Source organism: Streptomyces chumphonensis (assembly GCF_014779715.1).
GTDB classification, from domain to species: Bacteria; Actinomycetota; Actinomycetes; order Streptomycetales; family Streptomycetaceae; genus Streptomyces; species Streptomyces chumphonensis.
On record NZ_JACXYU010000010.1, the window covers coordinates 178,679 to 193,669 of the forward strand.

The 14,991-nt window shown below is 70.3% G+C and carries 13 protein-coding genes; 12 read left to right on the top strand and 1 reads right to left on the bottom strand.

The genetic code is table 11. From position 1 onward, the window contains the following. Positions 1-20: 20 nt before the first annotated feature. The 9 genes from IF129_RS18930 to IF129_RS18970 all read left to right on the top strand — a co-directional run bounded on the left by IF129_RS18930 (position 21) and on the right by IF129_RS18970 (position 10,715). Positions 21-944, top strand: a complete 924-nt coding sequence (locus IF129_RS18930; protein WP_191210909.1) for an ABC transporter permease — start codon at positions 21-23, stop codon at positions 942-944. Next, positions 937-1,959, top strand: coding sequence for an ABC transporter permease (locus IF129_RS18935; RefSeq protein ID WP_191210910.1), 1,023 nt, complete (start codon positions 937-939; stop codon positions 1,957-1,959). Before IF129_RS18930 ends, IF129_RS18935 begins: the two co-directional genes overlap by 8 nt. A 14-nt stretch (positions 1,960-1,973) precedes the next feature. Then, positions 1,974-2,975: an ABC transporter ATP-binding protein gene (locus tag IF129_RS18940; RefSeq protein WP_191210911.1), complete on the top strand. Its 1,002-nt coding sequence runs from the start codon at positions 1,974-1,976 to the stop codon at positions 2,973-2,975. Continuing rightward, entirely contained in the window at positions 2,968-4,059 is a 1,092-nt protein-coding gene (locus IF129_RS18945) for an ABC transporter ATP-binding protein (protein WP_191210912.1), read from the top strand. The genes IF129_RS18940 and IF129_RS18945 overlap by 8 nt, the downstream gene beginning before the upstream one ends. A 423-nt stretch (positions 4,060-4,482) precedes the next feature. Further along, positions 4,483-5,523 (top strand): ABC transporter permease, encoded by a 1,041-nt coding sequence (locus IF129_RS18950; protein ID WP_191210913.1) that lies wholly within the window; start codon positions 4,483-4,485, stop codon positions 5,521-5,523. A 97-nt stretch (positions 5,524-5,620) separates the two neighbouring features. Next, complete coding sequence (locus IF129_RS18955; protein ID WP_191210914.1) at positions 5,621-7,420, top strand: ABC transporter substrate-binding protein; 1,800 nt, start codon at positions 5,621-5,623, stop codon at positions 7,418-7,420. A gap of 125 nt (positions 7,421-7,545) precedes the next feature. After that, entirely contained in the window at positions 7,546-8,523 is a 978-nt protein-coding gene (locus tag IF129_RS18960; RefSeq protein ID WP_191210915.1) for an ABC transporter permease, read from the top strand. A gap of 11 nt (positions 8,524-8,534) precedes the next feature. Beyond that, positions 8,535-9,596, top strand: a complete 1,062-nt coding sequence (locus tag IF129_RS18965; RefSeq protein WP_191210916.1) for an ABC transporter ATP-binding protein — start codon at positions 8,535-8,537, stop codon at positions 9,594-9,596. 12 nt (positions 9,597-9,608) lie between these two features. Beyond that, a complete protein-coding gene (locus IF129_RS18970; RefSeq protein ID WP_191210917.1) occupies positions 9,609-10,715 on the top strand; it encodes an ABC transporter ATP-binding protein in 1,107 nt (368 codons plus the stop codon). Between the two features lie 83 nt (positions 10,716-10,798). On the opposite strand, the gene IF129_RS18975 is transcribed toward IF129_RS18970, so the two are convergent. Next, complete coding sequence (locus IF129_RS18975; RefSeq protein WP_191210918.1) at positions 10,799-12,976, bottom strand: S9 family peptidase; 2,178 nt, start codon at positions 12,974-12,976, stop codon at positions 10,799-10,801. 507 nt (positions 12,977-13,483) lie between these two features. Here IF129_RS18975 and IF129_RS18980 point away from each other — a divergent pair. From IF129_RS18980 to IF129_RS18990, 3 genes are read left to right on the top strand one after another with little or no spacing between them, the layout of a single operon-like run. After that, positions 13,484-13,678 (top strand): hypothetical protein, encoded by a 195-nt coding sequence (locus IF129_RS18980; protein ID WP_191210919.1) that lies wholly within the window; start codon positions 13,484-13,486, stop codon positions 13,676-13,678. A 23-nt stretch (positions 13,679-13,701) separates the two neighbouring features. Then, complete coding sequence (gene mshB, locus IF129_RS18985) at positions 13,702-14,583, top strand: N-acetyl-1-D-myo-inositol-2-amino-2-deoxy-alpha-D-glucopyranoside deacetylase (RefSeq protein WP_191210920.1); 882 nt, start codon at positions 13,702-13,704, stop codon at positions 14,581-14,583. Next, positions 14,580-14,963, top strand: a complete 384-nt coding sequence (locus tag IF129_RS18990; protein ID WP_191210921.1) for a DUF6113 family protein — start codon at positions 14,580-14,582, stop codon at positions 14,961-14,963. Before mshB ends, IF129_RS18990 begins: the two co-directional genes overlap by 4 nt. Positions 14,964-14,991: the final 28 nt, after the last annotated feature.

A 14,991-nucleotide genomic window follows, 5' to 3' on the forward strand; every position in this document is an offset into this window, starting at 1 on the left:
GTAGCTGAGGAGGGAGGCCCGTGGGGCACTACGTCATCCGGCGCCTGCTCCAGATGGTCCCGGTCTTCATCGGGACGACGTTCCTGATCTTCATCATGGTGCACGCCCTCGGCGATCCGGTCGCCGCCCTGTTCGGCGACCGCACCCCCGACCCGGCGACCGCGGCCCGGCTGCGCGCCGAGTTCAACCTCGACAAGCCCGTGTGGCAGCAGTACCTGCTCTACATGCGGAACATCTTCACCGGGGACTTCGGCACCGCCTTCAACGGGCGGCCCGTCATGGACCTGCTGGTCACCGCCTTCCCCATCTCGTTCCGGCTGATGCTGGTGGCCATCGCCTTCGAGCTGGTCCTCGGCATCGTGCTCGGCGTCGTCTCCGGGCTGCGCCGGGGCGGCGGCGTGGACTCCTCGGTGCTGCTGCTGAGCCTCGTCGTCATCGCCATCCCCACCTTCGTCACCGGGGTGCTCGCCCAGTTCCTCTTCGGCGTGAAGCTCGGCTGGACGGCCCCGGCGGTCAGCCCCGAGGCGCCCCTCAACGAGCTGATCCTCCCCGGGCTGATCCTCGCGCTCGTCTCGCTCGCCTACGTCACCCGGCTCACCCGGACGTCGGTGGCGGAGAACGCCCGCGCCGACTACGTCCGCACCGCCGTGGCCAAGGGGCTGCGCCGCCGCCGCATCACCACGCGCCACCTGCTGCGCAACTCGCTGATCCCGGTGGTGACCTACCTCGGGACGGACGTCGGCAGCCTCATGGCCGGGGCGCTCGTGACCGAGCGGATCTTCAACATCCAGGGCGTGGGCTACCAGCTCTTCCAGGGCGTCCTGCGGCAGAACTCGCCCACCGTGGTCGGCTTCGTGACGATCCTCGTGCTGATCTTCCTGCTCGCCAACCTGCTCGTGGACCTCCTGTACGCCGTGCTCGACCCGAGGATTCGCTATGCCTGAGCCGAACGAGCCCCAGGAGCCGCACACCTACCCCACCCCGGGCGCCCCCGAGCCCCGGCGGGCGATCGGCGGCGCGGGCGTATCCGCCGACCTCGCCTACGCCGAGGGCGAGACGCTGGAGGGCGACGGCCGGCGCGGACCGGACGGGGGGCCGGAGCAGGAGGCGGCCCGCAGCCTGTGGTCCGACGCCTGGCACGACCTGCGGCGGCGGCCGGTGTTCATCGTCTCCGGCCTGGTCATCCTCTTTCTCGTGGTCATCTCCGTCTGGCCGCAGCTGATCGCCACCGGTGATCCGCTGGAGTGCCGGATCAGCCGGTCACTCGGCGGCGCCGAGCCCGGCCACTGGTTCGGCTTCGACACGCAGGGCTGCGACGTTTACACCCGCACCGTGTACGGAGCCCGCGCCTCGGTGACCGTCGGCGTCTGCGCGACGCTCGGCGTCGCCCTGCTCGGCGCCCTCTTCGGCGGCCTCGCGGGCTACTTCGGAGGCGCCGCCGACACCCTGCTGTCACGGCTCACCGACATCTTCTTCGGCATCCCGATCATCCTCGGCGCCCTGGTGTTCCTCGCCATGATCACCGTGGACGGCATCTGGCCGGTCGTGGGCGTCATCACGGCCCTGGCCTGGCCGCAGATCGCCCGTATCGCGCGCGGTGCCGTCATCACGGCCAAGCAGAACGACTACGTGCACGCCGCGCAGGCACTGGGCGCGGGACACACCCGCATCCTGCTGCGGCACATCACCCCGAACGCCGTCGCACCCGTCATCGTCGTCGCGACGATCGCGCTGGGCACGTACATCGCCCTGGAAGCCACCCTGAGCTTCCTCGGCGTCGGGCTCCGACCGCCGACCGTCTCCTGGGGGGTGGACATCTCCAACGCCTCCGACGGCATGCAGTTCCGCAACGCGCCGCACATCCTGCTCTACCCGGCCGCCGCGCTGAGCCTGACGGTGCTGGCGTTCATCATGCTCGGCGACGCGGTGCGCGACGCCCTCGACCCCAAGCTGCGCTGAGGAGTTGACCGCAGGTGCCCCCACTGCTTGACGTGCGCGACCTGTACGTGGAGTTCCGCACCCGCGACGGCGTGGTCCGGGCCGTCAACGGCGTCGACTACTCGGTGGACGCCGGGCAGACGCTCGCCGTCCTCGGGGAGTCGGGGTCGGGCAAGTCGGTCACCGCGCAGGCGGTGATGGGCATCCTCGACTCGCCGCCCGGCTACGTCACGGGCGGCCGGATCCTCTTCCAGGGCCAGGACCTGCTGACCCTGACCCCCGACGCGCGGCGGCGCGTGCGCGGCGCCCGGATGGCGATGATCTTCCAGGACGCCCTCTCCTCGCTGAACCCCGTGCTGAGCGTGGGCTACCAGCTCGCGGAGATGTTCCAGGTGCACCGGGGGGACTCCCGGAAGGTGGCGAGGGCGAAGGCCGTCGAGCTGATGGATCGGGTGCGCATCCCGGCCGCCGCGCAGCGGGCCGGGGACTTCCCGCACCAGTTCTCCGGCGGCATGCGCCAGCGCATCATGATTGCGATGGCGATGGCGCTGGAGCCCGAGCTGATCATCGCCGACGAACCGACGACGGCCCTGGACGTCACGGTGCAGGCCCAGGTGATGGAGCTGCTCGCGGATCTCCAGCGCGAGTACCGCATGGGCCTGATCCTCATCACCCACGACCTCGGCGTCGTGGCCGACGTCGCGGACAAGATCGCCGTCATGTACGCGGGCCGGATCGTGGAGACGGCCCCCGTGCACGCCCTCTACAAGCGCCCGGCCCACCCCTACACCCGCGGCCTGCTGGACTCCATCCCCCGCCTCGACCAGAAGGGCCAGGAGCTGTACGCGATCAAGGGGCTGCCGCCCAACCTGCTGCGCATCCCGCCCGGCTGCCCCTTCCACCCCCGCTGCCCGCAGGCGCGGGACGTGTGCGCCGTCGACGATCCGCCGCTGTACGAGGTCACCGAGCGGGACGGCGCCCCCGTCCCCGGACGGGCGAGCGGCTGCCACTTCTGGAAGGAGACGATGTATGGCTGAGCCCGCCTCCGTCCCCACCGCGCAGCGCCCCGAGCGGAGCCCGCAGGAGCGCGGCGAGGTCATCCTGGAGGTCCGGGACCTCGTCAAGCACTTCCCGCTGACCCAGGGGGTGATCTTCCGCAAGCACGTCGGCGCGGTCCGGGCCGTGGACGGCGTCTCCTTCGACCTGCACCGGGGGGAGACGCTCGGCATCGTCGGCGAGTCCGGCTGCGGCAAGTCGACCGTCGCCAAGCTGCTCGTCAGCCTGGAGCGGCCCACCGCCGGACAGATTCTCTACAAGGGCGAGGATGTCGCCACCCTCTCGCGCCGGGGCCTCAAGGCCGTGCGCCGCAACATCCAGATGGTCTTCCAGGACCCCTACACCTCGCTCAACCCGCGCATGACGGTCGGCGACATCATCGGGGAGCCCTTCGACATCCACCCCGAGGTGGCACCGAAGGGGAGCCGGCGCACGCGCGTCCAGGAGCTGCTGGACGTCGTCGGGCTGAACCCGGAGTACATCAACCGGTACCCGCACCAGTTCTCCGGCGGGCAGCGGCAGCGCATCGGCATCGCCCGGGGGCTGGCCCTCAACCCGGAGATCATCGTCGCCGACGAGCCGGTCTCGGCGCTGGACGTCTCGGTGCAGGCGCAGGTCGTCAACCTGATGGAGCGGCTCCAGAAGGAGTTCGGGCTCGCCTACATCGTCATCGCGCACGACCTGTCCGTGGTCCGCCACATCTCGGACCGCGTCGGCGTGATGTACCTCGGCAGGATCGTCGAGCTGGGCACCGACCACGAGATCTACGAGCACCCGACGCACCCCTACACCCAGGCCCTGCTGTCGGCCGTCCCGGTGCCCGACCCGGAGCTGGCGGAGGAGCGGGAGCGCATCATCCTCACCGGCGACGTCCCCTCACCGGCGAACCCGCCCTCCGGCTGCCGGTTCCGCACGCGCTGCTGGAAGGCGGCGGAGCGGTGCGCCCTGGAGGTGCCGCCGCTGGCGGTACCGGCGGAGTACCGGTACGCGGAGGGCCCCGCCCACCACGACTCCGCCTGCTTCTTCGCCGAGGACCGGCCCGACCTCACGCACCCGGAGGGCTGACCTCGGCGGCACCGGCCGGTGCCGCTGTGTGTACACCGTGTTCCTCATGGGTAACAACCGATCCCGGCGCCTGAGGGCGCCGGGATCTACGGGCGTTGCGTCTGCATTGTCCCCCCGGCGGGCCTTAGGTGTTCGTACAACCACGGTTCGTATATCGGTGCCGCCTCGTTCTGGTTGCGGACAGATCACCGACGAAGACGCACTGTATGTGATCAAATGCCCGATGTTAACGATCGTTGTCAAGCACGTATGGACCTCGATCTGCATAACCTTTGCTCAAGAATCGGGCGGTGCCTCCCCAGCGCGCCGGAAACTCTTGACGCCGCAGTCCACGGGTTGCAAGAGTCCGCTCATCCCAATGGCACACCTAGTGCCACCGAATGACCGGGTTCCGCCAAAAACAGAGCGCGGGGGCACAACGCGATGACGAGTCCTCCCCAGGCTGCGACAGCCGGGAACGACACCACCACTGCCGGGGAATCGGCTTCCCTGACCGAGGAGAAGACCGACACGACCCAGGGCACGACGGCCGGCCGGTCCCCCGGCCAGCTCATGTGGATGCGCTTCAAGCGCGACCGCACCGGCGTGATCGCCGGCTGTGTGGTCATCTTCTTCTTCGCCATCGCGGCGCTGGCGCCGGTGGTCGGCTGGATCTACGGCAAGGACCCGTACACGTTCTACGGGCTCGAGGACATGTCGCTGCTCGACCCCTTCGGCTACCCCACGGGCAGCCCCGGCGGTGTCTCGGGCGATCACTGGTTCGGTGTCGAGCCCGACCTCGGCCGCGACGTCATGATGCAGCTGCTCTACGGCATGCGGACCTCGCTCTACACGGCCGTCCCGGTCACCATCGTCTCGGTGATCCTCGGGGTGCTCCTCGGCCTGGTCGGCGGGTTCTTCGGCGGCAAGACCGACTACTGGATCGGTCGCGTCACCGACTTCTTCATGGCGCTGCCCAGCCAGCTCTTCCTCATCTCCACCATGCCGGTGGTCGTGGCCCTCTTCGTGGCGCCGGACAAGGAGACGCCGGTCTACGTCCGGTTCCTCGCGATGCTGATCATCCTGTCCTTCCTCGGCTGGATGGGCATGGCCCGCCTCGTGCGCAGCGCGACGCTCTCCCTTCGCGAGCGGGAGTTCGTCGAGGCCGCCAAGGTCTCCGGCGCCTCCCGGTGGCGCATCCTCCGCAAGGAGCTGCTGCCCAACCTCTACACACCGATCCTGGTGCAGGGCACGCTCATGCTGCCCATGGCGATCCTGTCCGTCGCCTTCCTCTCCTACGTCGGCATCGGGTACACGGAACCGACGCCCGACTGGGGCCGGATGTTCCAGCGAGCAGGGGAGATCTACCAGGACAACCCCGTCTACATGCTCTTCCCCGGCATCGCGATGGTCATCTTCATCGTGAGCTTCAACCTCCTCGGTGACTCCGTACGGGACGCCATCGACCCCAAGGCTGGACGCTGAGCCGTCCGTTGGCAGGGGGGCTGCCACCCCTGCGCCGGGCGACCGGGCCCGTCAGGCAGCGCAACTGATCACGACAACAGGCAGGTGGAGAAACTCCATGAGGCTCCTTTCCACGCGCAGAGCGCGCACCGCGGTGGTCGCCATCGCGGTGGGCTCTCTCGCCCTGACCGCCTGCGGCGGCGACAGCGACTCGCAGACGAAGGACGACTCCAAGACGCAGGACGACGCCAAGGAGCAGTCCGAGGCCGTCGCCTACGGTGACGCCGAGGCCTCCAAGGGCCCGGCCGCACCGGTCGAGGGCTCCCGCGAAGGCGGCACGATCCGCGTCTACCAGCAGACGGACTTCTCGCACCTGGACCCGGGTCAGATCTACGTCAGCGACGCCGGTCTGCTGTCGGTGCTCATCCACCGCGGTCTCACCACCTTCGTGGAGGACGACGAGGGCGGCCTGACCGTCGTCGGTGACATAGCCACCGACTCCGGTACCCCCTCCGAGGGCGGCAAGGTCTGGACGTTCACGCTCAAGGACGGCATCAAGGACGAGGACGGCGACCCGATCGACTCGGGCGACGTCCGCCACACCGTCGAGCGCCTGTACGCCAAGCACATCACCGACGGCCCGACCTACCTGCAGCAGTGGCTGTCGGGTGAGGGCACCAAGTACCGCGAGGCCCTGCCCGAGGGCCCGTACAACGGCGACCACCTGCCGGACGACGTCCTGGAGACGCCGGACGACAAGACCGTCGTCTTCAAGTTCGACACGCCGCGCCCGGACCTGCCGCAGGCCCTGGCCATGGCCGGCTACTCCATCGTGCCCGAGGAGAAGGACACGAAGGAGAAGTACGACCAGAAGCCGACCGCGATCGGTCCGTACAAGATCGACGAGGTCAACTCCGGCAAGAACATGAAGCTCGTCCGCAACGACGAGTGGAGCGCCGAGACCGACCCGAAGCGTCACGCCTTCGTGGACGGCTGGGACATCACGTTCAACCACGACCGCGTGGACCAGTCCAAGCGCCTCGCCGCCGACCGCGGTGACGCCAAGAACGGCATCCAGTTCAGCGGCGCCGTGGACACCTCGCAGATCAAGAGCATCGTCTCCAACGAGGAGACGAACGCCCGGACGATCAAGGGCTACGCGCCCTACGTCTGGCAGCTCAACATGAACATGGACCGCATCAAGGACAAGAAGATCCGCGACGCGATCACCTACGCCCTCCCGAACGCCGACATCCTCCGTCCCGACGGTGGCTCCTACGGCGGTGAGCCGGCCGGCGGTCTGCTCGCCCCGACCGTCCCGGGCTACGAGAAGGGCTACGACCCCTACGGCAAGATCGAGAACCCGCAGGGTGACATCGAGAAGGCCAAGGAGCTCCTGAAGGAGGCCGGCGCCGAGGGCCAGAGCCTGGTCTACGGCTACGCCAACGTGCCGCACCGCCAGGAGCAGGCCATCATCATCGAGAAGGCGCTGGAGAAGGCCGGCTTCGAGGTCGAGAAGAAGGAGATCGACCAGGCCACCTACTACGAGCGGGTCGGCAAGGTCGACAACGGCCTGGACATCTACATGACCGGCTGGGGCCAGGACTGGCCGTCCATCTCCACCGTCATCCCGCCGCTGTACGACGGTGACCAGCTCGCCGACGGTTCGGCCGTCTACTCGCACATCAACGACGACAAGGTCAACTCCGAGATCGACCGGATCCTGAAGATCACGGACCCGGAGGAGGCCACCACCGAGTGGCAGAAGCTCCACCGGTACATCGTCGAGGAGATCAACCCGGCGGCTCCGCTCTACTTCACCAAGCAGCTGCAGATCCACGGATCGAACGTGGGCGGCGCCCGGTACAGCTCCGAGAAGAGCTACATCGACGTCTCCCGGCTGTTCCTGAAGTCGTAACACCCCGTTGAACCGGGTCCCCGGGAACGTGCGCGCGGCGGAGCGCGCGTTCCCGGGGGCCGTTCGCAGGTCCAACGTCTCCTCTCCCAGACCCCCTGCCGCCACCCCGAGAGCAGCGGACTCCCATGCTTCGATTTCTCATCCGACGGCTGAGCAGCGCGTTCGTGATCCTGATCCTGATCAGCGCGTTCACCTTCCTCATCTTCTTCGCCGCCCCGCGTGACCCCGCAGTGCTGGCGTGCGGAAAGAACTGCACCGAGGCCGCCAAGGACATCATCAGAGACAACCTCGGCCTCAACGATCCGATCGCCCAGCAGTACTGGGAGTTCATGCGCGGCATCGTCATGGGCCGGGACTTCTCGGTCGGCCGGTGTGACGCGCCCTGCCTCGGTGTCTCGTTCAACACCGACCTGATGGTCTGGGACACGATCGTCGACCGTCTGCCCCTCACGCTGTCCCTGTCGCTCGGCGGGCTGGTCATCTTCCTCACCCTGGGCCTCGGCGCCGGCCTCATGGCGGCCGCCAAGAAGGGCACGGTCACGGACAAGACCCTGAGCTCCATGTCGCTGGTCTTCAGCTCGATGCAGATCTACTTCCTCGGGCCGATCGTGCTGGGTGCGCTGGTCTTCAGCAGCGGCATCATGGAATCGCCACGCTATGTGCCCATCACCGAGGATCCGCTGGGCTGGTTCACCGGCCTGCTGATCCCCTGGTTCGTCATGGCGCTCATCTTCACCGCGCAGTACACGCGTATGTCGCGCTCCAGCATGATCGAGCAGTTGCAGGAGGAGCACGTCAGGACGGCCCGCGCCAAGGGCATGTCGCGCCCCTACGTGTTCTTCCGCTACGCCTGGCGCGGTTCGCTCATCCCCATCGTCACCATCCTGGGCATGGACCTGGGCGCCCTGCTCGGCGGTGCCATCGTCACCGAGATGACCTTCAGCCTCGCCGGCATCGGCCGCCTGGCCGTGGACGCGGTGACGAACATCGACCTGCCTCTCACCATGGGCGTGATGCTCATCGGCGCGACGTTCATCCTGATGTGCAACGTCGTCGTCGACGCGGCCTACGCCTACATCGACCCCCGCGTGCGGCTGGGCTAGGAGTACTTCCCGTGACCACACTCACCAAGACCGAGGACGCCCCGGCCCCGACCGGGCGGGACGCCTTCCTGTCGGTCCGCGACCTGCGGGTGCAGTTCTCCACCGAGGACGGCATCGTCAAGGCCGTCGACGGTCTCTCGTTCGACCTGGAGCGGGGCAGAACCCTCGGCATCGTCGGCGAGTCGGGCTCCGGCAAGTCGGTGACGAACCTGACGGTGCTCGGCCTGCACAACCCGAAGACGACCACGGTCACCGGGGAGATCGTGCTGGACGGCCAGGAGCTGACCGGCGCCAGGGAGAAGACCCTGGAGAAGCTCCGCGGCAACAAGATGGCCATGATCTTCCAGGACCCGCTGACCGCGCTGTCGCCGTTCTACACGATCGGCCGGCAGATCATGGAGCCGTTCCGCAAGCACACGGGCGCCAGCAAGAAGGAGGCCCGGGAGCGGGCCATCGAGATGCTGACCAAGGTCGGCATCCCGCACCCGAAGACCCGCGTCGACGACTACCCCCACCAGTTCTCCGGGGGTATGCGGCAGCGCGCGATGATCGCGATGGCCCTGGTCTGCGACCCCGACCTGATCATCGCGGACGAGCCGACGACCGCCCTGGACGTCACCGTGCAGGCGCAGATCCTCGACCTGCTCAAGGACCTCCAGCAGGAGTTCGGCTCCTCGATCATCTTCATCACCCACGACCTCGGCGTCATCGCCGAGATGGCCGACGACATCATGGTGATGTACGGCGGCCGGGCGGTGGAGCGCGGATCGGCCGCCGAGGTGCTGCGGGCGCCCCGGCACCCCTACACCTGGGGTCTGCTGTCGTCCATGCCCAGCCTGAGCGGCAACGTCCACGAGAAGCTCATGCCGATCCCCGGCAACCCGCCCTCGCTGCTCAACCCGCCCTCCGGCTGCGCCTTCCACCCGCGCTGCGGGTTCCGGAGCGAGGTGGGCGGGACCCTGTGCACCACCGACCGCCCCGAGCTCGGCGCGGGCCGTGCCTCCGCCTGCCACCTGACGGCCGAGCAGAAGCAGACCCTCTTCGTCGAGCAGATCAAGCCCCGGCTGGGCTAGGGAGACCGAACCATGAGTGACGAACTCACCCTGACCGAGCCGAAGGACACGCTCCCGGCCACGGGGGAGCCGCTGCTGACCGCCGAGAACCTGACCATGCACTTCCCCGTCTACGGGGGCTTTCCGTTCAAGCGGAAGGTGGGCGCGGTCAAGGCGGTGGACGGCGTCGACCTCCAGGTGTTCCCGGGCGAGAGCTTCGGTCTGGTCGGCGAGTCCGGCTGCGGCAAGTCCACGACCGGACGGATGCTGACGCGGCTGCTGGAGCCCACCGACGGCCGCATCACCTACCGGGGCCAGGACATCACCCGCGCGGGGCGCAAGCAGCTCGCCCCGATCCGGTCCGAGATCCAGATGATCTTCCAGGACCCGTACTCGTCGCTGAACCCCCGGCAGACCGTCGGGAAGATCATCAGCGCGCCGATGGAGATCAACGGCATCGAGCCCCCCGGCGGCCGGGAGGCCCGGGTGCGCGAGCTGCTGGAGATCGTCGGCCTGAACCCGGAGCACTTCAACCGCTTCCCGCACGAGTTCTCCGGCGGTCAGCGGCAGCGCATCGGGGTGGCCCGCGCCCTGGCGCTGGAGCCGAAGCTCATCGTCGCCGACGAGCCCGTCTCCGCGCTGGACGTCTCCATCCAGGCGCAGGTCGTGAACCTGCTCCAGGACGTGCAGAAGGAACTGGGCATCGCCTTCGTCTTCATCGCGCACGACCTGGCGATCGTCCGGCACTTCTCGCAGCGCCTCGCCGTCATGTACCTCGGCAAGGTCGTGGAGGTCGGTGACCGCGACTCGCTGTACAACGCGCCGCGCCACCCCTACACCCACGCGCTGCTCTCGGCGGTGCCCGAGGCCTCGCTGCACGACGACGACGCGCCCCAGCGTGAGCGCATCCGCCTCACCGGCGACGTGCCCTCGCCGATCAACCCGCCCTCCGGCTGCCGCTTCCGCACCCGGTGCTGGAAGGCGCAGGACGTCTGCGCGACGGAGGAGCCGCCGCTCGTGCAGCTCTCCGGCAACCGGGACGGTCATCTGACCGCCTGCCACTTCCCGGAGGACGGCGACGCGCTCTCCAGCGGCAAGGAGATCGTCATGGACGAGGCCCTGAGGCGCCTGGAGAAGTGACCCGGCAGGCCGCACACCGGCCCTGGGACGACGGTGCCGCCCGACCCCTGTGAAAGGGGCCGGGCGGCACCGTCGTTGCGGCGTCAGGACCCGGCGGCGTCGGTGGCGAGGCCGAGGGTGCGGCGGAGGAAGGCGACCTGGAGGAGCAGCAGGTTCTCCGCCACCTCCTCCTGCGGCGTCATGTGGGTGACGCCGGAGAGCGGCAGCACCTCGTGCGGGTGGCCGGCGGCCAGCAGCGCGGAGGACAGCCGCAGGGTGTGCGCGACGACGACGTTGTCGTCCGCGAGGCCGTGGACGAGCATCATCGGCCGCTGCGGGGCGCGCGCGCCGACCAGCCCGGCGTCGTCCACGACGGAGTTGGCCCGGTAGACCTCCGGGTGTTCCTGCGGCGTCCCGAGGTAGCGCTCCTGGTAGTGCGTGTCGTAGAGCCGCACGTCGGTCACCGGCGCGCCGACGACGGCCGCGTGGAAGACGTCGGGTCGGCGCAGTGCCGCGAGCGCGGCGAGGTAGCCGCCGAAGGACCAGCCCCGGATCGCCACCCGGGTGAGGTCCAGCGGGTGGTCGGCGGCCAGCGCGTGGAGGGCGTCGACCTGGTCCTCCAGCACGACGTCCGCGATGTTCCCCGCGATGGCCTTCTCCCACGCGGGGGAGTGGCCGGGCGTGCCCCGGCCGTCCGCGACGACGACGGCGAAGCCCTGGTCGGCGAACCACTGCGAGGTCAGGTACGCGTTGTGGGCGGCGACCACGCGCTGGCCGTGCGGGCCGCCGTAGGGGTCGAGGAGGACGGGCAGCGGGCCGTCCTGCTCCCGGTGGCCGGTGGGCAGCAGCACGGCGGCCGGGATGCGGCGTGCGCCCGCGCGCAGGAGTGTCGGAGCGGCCCGCAGCACGGGCGTCTCGGCGAACGACGGGACGAGGTGGCCGTTGATCTCGGCGCGGGCGCCGGGCTCGCCCAGGTGCGCGGTGACGAGCACCAGGGTGTCGCCGCCGCGCACGGCGGAGGCGTGGTGGGGCGTCGTCCCCCCGGCGTCCCCGGCAGCCGCGCCGGAGACCCGGCCGCCGCCGCTGCCGTCGAGCGCGGCGCGGTGGACGGCGACCTCGCCCGTGGTGTCGGAGGAGGCGCTGAAGAGCACGTCGTGCTCGCCGATGTCCAGGACGGCCCGGACGTGCAGGGCCGGATCGCTGAGGACGGCGTCCCCGACGTGCAGGGCGCGCGCCCCCGTCGCGTCGCTGACGCGCACGAGCCGCTCGCCGGGTGCCCAGGCGGGGGTGCCGGGGATGATCTCCAGCCAGGCCGGGTCCGTCTCGGTGAGCAGCGGCGTCGTCCGCCCGCTGTCCACGTCCACGGTGAGGTACTGCTGGGTGCGCTGGTCCCTGGCCTGGACGAGGAGCAGCGGAGGGCCGCCGCCCGACCAGTGGACCGCGACGAGGTAGGGGTAGGTCTCGCGGTCCCACGCGACGTCGAGGCCGGGCCCGTCGTCCGCGTCGCGTCCGTCGGCGTCCAGGAGCCGGAGCGTCACCTCGGCGTTGGGGGTGCCGGCGGCCGGGTAGGCCACGTCGGTGGGACGGCTCTCCGGGTGCGCCGGGTCCGCGATCCACCACCGTCGCACCGGGGCGTCGTCGACCCGGGCGACGAGCAGTCGGCGGCTGTCGGGGGACCACCAGAAGCCCCGGCTGCGCTTCATCTCCTCGGCCGCGATGAACTCGGCCAGGCCGTATGTGACGGTGTCCGCCTCGGGTTCCGCGAGCGGGCGGTCGCCGGTGCCGTCGGCGTGCACGACCCGCAGGGTGCCCCGGGCCGTGTACGCGACGCGCCGTCCGTCGGGGGAGGGGCGCGGGTCCACCACCGGTGTCGCCGAGGGGAGCTCGCGCGCGGTGCCCGCCCGCAGCTCGGCCACGAAGAGGCGGCCGGAGAGGGCGAAGGCGGCCAGCTCCACGGCGGCGTCCGTCGCGTACCCGACGATCCCCGCCGAGCCCTCCCGGCTGCGTTCACGCCGGGCGCGTTCCTCGGGGGAGAGCTCCTCGGCGGCGCCGCCGAGGAGCGCCCGCGGGTCGGCGGCCGGGTACGCGCGCGGCGCGTCGTCCCCGTTCACCTCGTGCACCCACAGGGCCTGTGCGCGGGCGTCGCCGCCGGGGGAGCGGAGGAAGGTGACGCGTGAGCCGTCGGGGGCGACGGAGAAGGACCGGGGCGCGCCGAGGGTGAAGCGCTGGGTCCGGGCGTGCTGACGCGGGAAGCTTTCCGAGCTACGGGTGTTGGGTGGCATGGGCCGAGCGTACGTGTGACCTACACCGCTGTGCGGGGGTCGGCGTTTGCGGGCCCGCACCGGAGGGGTAATGCGCCGGTGACGACGAGCGATGCCCGTCAGGGCAGATCGGGGGCCGGCGAGTGCAGGGCTGTTTAGCACCTGGCGCATCGCGCCGCGGGGTCGGTCTCCGACCTCCGGGGACGTGGCGTCGCCGGGGCCTCCCCCCACCGCCCGTCGCGCGCCGCGCGGCGCGAGCCGTGCCGCGTCGTGGTGAGCCCGCGTGCGGTCAACAGCCCTTGTCGGCACACGCGTTGATGAAGCCGTCGGACGGAGGCGTGCGCCCCCGTCTGCTCCCGTGCACCGACTCGTGCGGGCTCACGGGTCGTTATGATCAGTTGCGCGGCGTGGATGCGTGGGTATGCATGTCGTGCTATCCCCGTGTCATAAACCGCTATGACATGTTCGATCGTATGACTGTCCGATCTTTTGACTCGTACAACGACGCAGTCTTGGAGGTGAACCGCCGTGGCACTCTCGATTTCGGCGGTGGTGCTGCTGGCGATCATCGTCTTCTTGTTGATCAAGAAGTCGGGGCTGAAGGCGGGGCACGCCGTGGTCTGCATGCTGCTGGGGTTCTACCTCGCCAGCTCGTCGATCGCGCCCACCATCAGCGACTTCACGACGAGCGTCGCGGACATGCTGGGCAGCGTCAGCTTCTGACGGGCGGCGCGTAGGCTCGGCCCATGACCGAGTCCGCTCCCTCCTCCGACCGCCGGCTGCTGCTGGTGCACGCGCACCCGGACGACGAGTCCATCAACAACGGCGCCACGATGGCCAAGTACGCGGCCGAGGGCGCGCGCGTCACCCTGGTGACGTGCACCCTGGGCGAGGAGGGCGAGGTGATCCCGCCGGCCCTCGCGCACCTCGCCCCCGACCGGGAGGACGCCCTCGGCCCCCACCGCGTCGGGGAGCTGCGGGCGGCCCTGCGCGAACTCGGCGTCACCGACCACCGATTCCTCGGCGGCACCGGGCGCTACCGGGACTCCGGCATGATGGGCGCGCCGCAGAACGACCGTCCCGAGTGCTTCTGGCAGGCCGACCTGGAGGAAGCCGCCGGACTGCTGGCCTCGGTCATCCGGGAGACGCGGCCCCAGGTGCTCGTCACCTACGGACCGGACGGCGGCTACGGGCACCCCGACCACATCCAGGCCCACCGGGTCGCCGTGCGGGCCGTCGAGCTGGCGGCCGACCCGGCCCTCCGGTCCGTCGGCGGGGAGCCCCACCGCGTCGCCCGGGTGTACTGGAACTGCGTGCCGCGCTCCGCCGTCGCCCCCGAGGTCTTCGCCGGGAACCCGTTCCCGCGCGCGGCGGACCCGTGCGACGTCCCCGGCGTCGTCGACGACGCGGCCGTCGCCGTCCGCGTGGACGGCGGACCCGGCTGCGCGTCGGCCAAGGCGGCGGCGATGCGCGCCCACGCGACGCAGGTCGTCGTGGACGGCGACTGGTTCGCCCTCTCCAACCACCTGGGCCAGCCCCTGCACACGGTCGAGTGCTACGTCCTCCCGCCCGGCGACCACGTCCCCGGCGCTCCGCATGACGACCTGTTCGCGGGGGTGTTCGAGTGAGCCCCGTCCGGCTGATCTCCTACGCGGGTCTCGGCGTGCTCGGCGCCGTCACCGCCCTGACCGGCACGCTCGTGCACGCCGCCTGGTTCCCCGGTGGGCTGCTGCTGGCCCTGGCGGGCACGGCGGCCGTCTGCGTGGGCGGTTCCCTTCTGACGCGCACCCGCGCGGGCGCGGCCGTTCCCGCCGTCGCCTGGACCCTCACCGTGCTGGTGCTGTTGGTATGGACCAGGCCCGAAGGGGACTTCCTCTTCGGGACGGCGCTCGGCTCCTACGTCTTCCTCTACGGCGGCATGGTGCTCGCTGTGATCTGTGCCACCGTCGCGCCACCCGGAGGGTTGCGTTTCGACGGTCCAGGAGACCTTGCCGGACGCCCCCAGTAAGGTAGTGCCGCCGGCGAGCCGTACTCGC